The 4,632-nt window shown below is 70.9% G+C and carries 5 protein-coding genes and 1 pseudogene; 5 read left to right on the top strand and 1 reads right to left on the bottom strand.

Annotation, left to right across the window (positions count from 1 at the left end):
- A pseudogene (locus DW296_RS16605) lies at positions 1-136 on the bottom strand (4-hydroxy-3-methylbut-2-enyl diphosphate reductase); the annotation flags it as partial.
- A gap of 64 nt (positions 137-200) precedes the next feature.
- Here DW296_RS16605 and xseA point away from each other — a divergent pair.
- The 5 genes from xseA to DW296_RS00020 are packed head-to-tail and all read left to right on the top strand — an operon-like array spanning position 201 to position 4,451.
- A complete protein-coding gene (gene xseA, locus DW296_RS00040) occupies positions 201-1,478 on the top strand; it encodes an exodeoxyribonuclease VII large subunit (protein ID WP_136050568.1) in 1,278 nt (425 codons plus the stop codon).
- 36 nt (positions 1,479-1,514) lie between these two features.
- Positions 1,515-1,748 (top strand): exodeoxyribonuclease VII small subunit, encoded by a 234-nt coding sequence (locus DW296_RS00035; protein WP_062633571.1) that lies wholly within the window; start codon positions 1,515-1,517, stop codon positions 1,746-1,748.
- Positions 1,745-2,389, top strand: coding sequence for a DUF4245 family protein (locus tag DW296_RS00030; RefSeq protein WP_136050567.1), 645 nt, complete (start codon positions 1,745-1,747; stop codon positions 2,387-2,389). Before DW296_RS00035 ends, DW296_RS00030 begins: the two co-directional genes overlap by 4 nt.
- Complete coding sequence (locus DW296_RS00025) at positions 2,386-3,060, top strand: carbonic anhydrase (protein WP_025103947.1); 675 nt, start codon at positions 2,386-2,388, stop codon at positions 3,058-3,060. The genes DW296_RS00030 and DW296_RS00025 overlap by 4 nt, the downstream gene beginning before the upstream one ends.
- Positions 3,057-4,451, top strand: a complete 1,395-nt coding sequence (locus DW296_RS00020) for a class II fumarate hydratase (RefSeq protein WP_062633568.1) — start codon at positions 3,057-3,059, stop codon at positions 4,449-4,451. Before DW296_RS00025 ends, DW296_RS00020 begins: the two co-directional genes overlap by 4 nt.
- Positions 4,452-4,632 lie beyond the last annotated feature (181 nt).

Raw genomic sequence — 4,632 nt, 5'->3', positions numbered from 1 at the left:
CCCCTGCACAGTATCCGCGGGGGGCGGCAAGCAGGACGCGCTTGTGTCCGGGCACCGGGTTATCCTGAAGCCGCCCGGCCGCGGCGCGCACTCGTGGGATGCGAGGAGCGGGAAGATGAACGGCAGTCGAAGTCACCCCTCGATTCTACCGTCGCCCGGCTGGACGGGGCCGGTGAGCGCGCGAGCAGGAACGGGAGCAGATGACAGTCTTCGAAGCGACGACGGGACCGGGTGAGACCCCGCCGGCGGATGCCGTCGCCCCCCGCGACTCCACCGCGCAGGCGCCGACCTCGGTCGCCCGCCTGAACGCCACCATCCGCGACTTCGTCGCACGGTGGAACACGGTATGGGTCGAGGGCGAGATCACCTCCTGGAACGTCCGCGCCGGCAACGTCTTCGCCCGCCTCAAGGACACCCGCTCCGACGCGCAGATCTCCATCCGCGTCTGGTCGAGCGTGCGCGGCCGCATCCCCGCCGACCTCGGCGTGGGCGATCACGTCGTCGCCGCCGTCAAGGCCGACTACTTCGTGCGCTCCGGAGACTTCAGCTTCGCGGTCTCGGCCATGAAGCATGTCGGACTCGGCGACCAGCTCGAGCGGTTGGAACGGCTGCGCGTGCAGCTCCGCCAGGAGGGCCTCTTCGATCCTGCCCGCAAGAAGCGGCTGCCGTTCCTCCCGCACGTCATCGGCCTCATCACCGGCGAGCGCTCCGACGCCGAGAAGGACGTGCACCGCAACGCCGAGCTGCGCTGGCCGCAGGTGCGGTTCAAGACCGCGTACGCCGCGGTGCAGGGCGATCGCTGCGTGCCGGACACGCTGGCCGCGCTTGCGCGTCTGGACGCAGACCCCGAGGTGGACGTCATCATCATCGCGCGCGGCGGAGGCGACCCGCAGACCCTGCTCGGTTTCAGCGACGAGCGCCTCGTCCGGGCGGTCGCGGCAGCCTCCACGCCGGTGGTCAGCGCCATCGGCCATGAGAACGACCACCCGCTCCTCGACGACGTCGCGGATCTCCGCGCGTCGACCCCCACCGACGCCGCCAAGCGCGTGGTCCCGGATGTCGGGGAGCAGCGCGCGCTCATCGCGCAGCTGCGGTCCCGGGCCACCACCCGCCTCACACAGCGCCTCACGCACGACATCGCCCAGCTCGAGCAGCTGCGGTCCCGTCCGGTGCTGCGCTCCCCCAATCCGATCATCGACACGCGCGCCCAGGAGACCTTCCTGCTCCTCGCCCGCGGCCGCGACGCCGTGAGCCGGCAGCTCGACGACGCCGGCCGGCGGACGAGCGAACTGCGCGCCTCGCTACGCGCCCTCTCCCCCGCCGCGACGCTGGCCCGCGGCTACGCCATCGCCCACCTCGAAGGCGGCGTGATCCTCCGCGACGCGGCGGACGCCCCCGCGGGCAGCGCGCTCACGCTCACGGTGGACCGAGGGTCGGTCGCGGTGCGCTCGGAGGGCGAGATCGCGGAAGACGCCTGAGCGGGCGGCGTCCGGGGCACGACGTAGGATGGAGGAGTGAGCGCCGTGAACGACACCCCTGTGGACACGCTGTCGTTCGAGGCGGCCCGTGACGAGCTCGTGCGGGTCGTCGCCGAGCTCGAGCAGGGGGCACCGACCCTCGAGCACTCGCTGGCCCTCTGGGAGCGCGGCGAAGCTCTGGCAGCCCGCTGCGAGGAGTGGCTGCTCGGCGCGAAGCGTCGTCTCGAGGCTGCGCGCACTGCCACCCCCGACGAGAGCGACGCGTCATGACCAAGGGTCCCGCGATCAATGCCGACCTCGGTCGACCGGAGACCCCGGACGAGACCGCGGCACGCAAGGCCGCGTCGAGCAAGGCCTACCGGTCGAGCCAGACGGTCCGCAACCTCGTCGCCGCGCTCGTGGTGACCCTCGCGGTCGTCGTCGTCATCATCGCGCTCGTCCCCCGGGGCGAGCCGGTCGCCGCGAAGCCGATCGACGTGGCCGCCATCGCCGCGGACGTCGAGTCGTCCATGGGCAGCCCGGCGATCGTTCCCGAGACGGACGATTTCTGGCGGGTGAACGCCGCCGAGCTCCAGAGCGGAGCCCCGGTGGTCTGGGAGGTCACCCTCGCCCCCGCGGCACAGGACGAGCGCGGGTTCATCAAGCTCGCCCAGGCCTTCGATGCCGATGCATCCTGGGCCCCGCAGCGGCTGAACGGCGTCGCCCCGACCGACACCGTGCGCATCGGCGGTCTGGAGTGGGACGTCTATCGACCCGGCTCCGCCGGCGCCGAGGCGAACGTCACCTATGCCCTCGGCACCCAGGCCGGCGACGACTACGTGCTCCTCTACGGCTCCCGCTCCGCGGACTCGACCGCCGAGCTCGCGGAGTCGCTCATCCCCCAGATCCGCACCGTCTCGGAGGCCCGATGACTCACCCGCTGACCCCCGCCGCCGCCTGGAAGCAGATGCAGGACGGCAACCGTCGCTTCGTCCGCGACGAGCCCCAGCACCCGAACCAGAACGTCGACCGCCGCAAGGACCTCACCGCGGCCCAGCACCCCGTCGCGACGCTGTTCGGCTGCTCGGACTCCCGCCTCGCCGCGGAGATCATCTTCGACCTCGGCCTCGGTGACCTCTTCGTGGTGCGCAACGCCGGACAGGTGATCGGCGAGTCCATCGTGGCGAGCCTGGAGTACGCGGTCGCCGTCCTCGAGGTGCCGCTCATCGTGGTGCTCGCACACGACTCCTGCGGTGCGGTACGGGCCGCCATCGACGGCACCGCCATCGATGCCGACCCGCTCCCCCCGCACATCTGGAAGCTCATCGCGCCGATCGTCCCGGCCGCCCGCAAGGTCCTCGCGGAGAGCGGCGGCGGCACGGTGGCCGACATCGATGCGGAGCTCGTCGGACGCGAGCACCTGCGCAACACCGTCAACGACCTGCTGCAGTCGTCCGAGATCATCAGCAACGCCGTCGCCGAAGGCCGTCTCGGCATCGTCGGCGCCAACTATCGTCTGGCCGAGGGTGAGGCAGCGCCCGTCATCACGGTCGGCATCGAAGCCGAGGGGATCGACCCCGCAACCAAGGAGGGTTCGGAATGACCGACACCGAGTACCGCATCGAACACGACACCATGGGTGAGGTGCGAGTGCCCGTGAACGCGCTCTATGGGGCGCAGACGCAGCGCGCCGTGGAGAACTTCCCGATCTCCGGCAAGGGCCTGGAGTCCACGCAGATCGCCGCACTCGCGCGCATCAAGAAGGCCGCCGCGCTGGCGAACAAGGAGCTCGGCACGCTCGACGGCGCCATCGCCGACGCGATCGCCCAGGCCGCCGACCAGGTCGCCGCGGGGAGCCACGACGGTGAGTTCCCGGTCGACACCTACCAGACCGGTTCCGGCACCTCGTCGAACATGAACATGAATGAGGTCCTGGCGACGCTCGCGAGCCGCATCCTCGGCTCGACCGTGCACCCCAACGACCACGTGAACGCCTCCCAGTCGTCGAACGACGTGTTCCCGACCTCGGTGCACATCGCCGTCACCCAGGCGCTCATCGACACCCTGATCCCCGCGCTCGACCACCTCGCCGTCGCCCTCGAGGCCAAGGCGGAGCTCTGGAAGGACGCGGTCAAGTCCGGCCGTACGCACCTCATGGACGCGACGCCCGTGACGCTCGGCCAGGAGTTCGGCGGGTACGCCCGTCAGATCCGCCTGGGCATCGAGCGCGTGCAGTCGGCGCTCCCCCGCGTGGCCGAGGTGCCCCTGGGCGGCACGGCCGTCGGCACCGGCATCAACACGCCGCTCGGCTTCCCGCAGAAGGTCATCGAGTTGCTCGCGGCCGAGACCGAGCTGCCCATCACCGAGGCGAAGGACCACTTCGAGGCGCAGGCCAACCGTGACGGTCTCGTCGAGGCCTCCGGCGCGCTCCGCACCATCGCGGTCTCGCTGACGAAGATCAACAACGACCTGCGCTGGATGGGCTCCGGTCCCAACACCGGCCTCGGCGAGCTGCACATCCCCGACCTGCAGCCCGGGTCGTCGATCATGCCGGGCAAGGTGAACCCCGTCGTCCCCGAGGCCGTGCTCATGGTGTGCGCGCGCGTCATCGGCAACGACGCGACCGTCGCCTGGGCCGGGGCCTCCGGTTCGTTCGAACTGAACGTCGCCATCCCGGTCATGGGCACCGCGCTGCTCGAGTCGATCCGCCTGCTGTCGAACGCCTCCCGCGTGCTCGCCGACAAGACCATCGACGGCCTGCAGGCGAACCTCGACCGTGCCGCCGCCTTCGCGGGCATGAGCCCGTCGATCGTCACGCCGCTGAACAAGCTGATCGGCTACGAGGCCGCAGCCAAGATCGCGAAGCACTCGGTGGCCAAGGGCATCACGGTGCGCGACGCCGTGATCGACCTCGGCTACGTCGAGCGCGGCGAGCTGACGCTCGAACAGCTCGACGAGAAGCTCGACCTCCTGTCGATGACCCACCCGGGCTGATCCACGCCTGACACGGATGCCGCGAGGACCTCGGTCCCCGCGGCATCCGTCGTCTCCGCCCCGTCCCGTCCCCGATCACGTCTCCGTCCGTCTCCGATCCCGTCTCCGTCCGTCTCCGATCACGTCTCCGTCCGTCTCCGATCCCGTCTCCGTCCGTCTCCGATCCCGTCTCCGTCCGTCT

This window comes from Microbacterium sp. K36, from assembly GCF_004794355.1.
In the GTDB taxonomy this organism is placed as follows: Bacteria; Actinomycetota; Actinomycetes; order Actinomycetales; family Microbacteriaceae; genus Microbacterium; species Microbacterium paraoxydans_D.
Note: the sequence above shows the minus strand (reverse complement) of the source record. Positions and strands in the feature narration are given on the sequence as shown.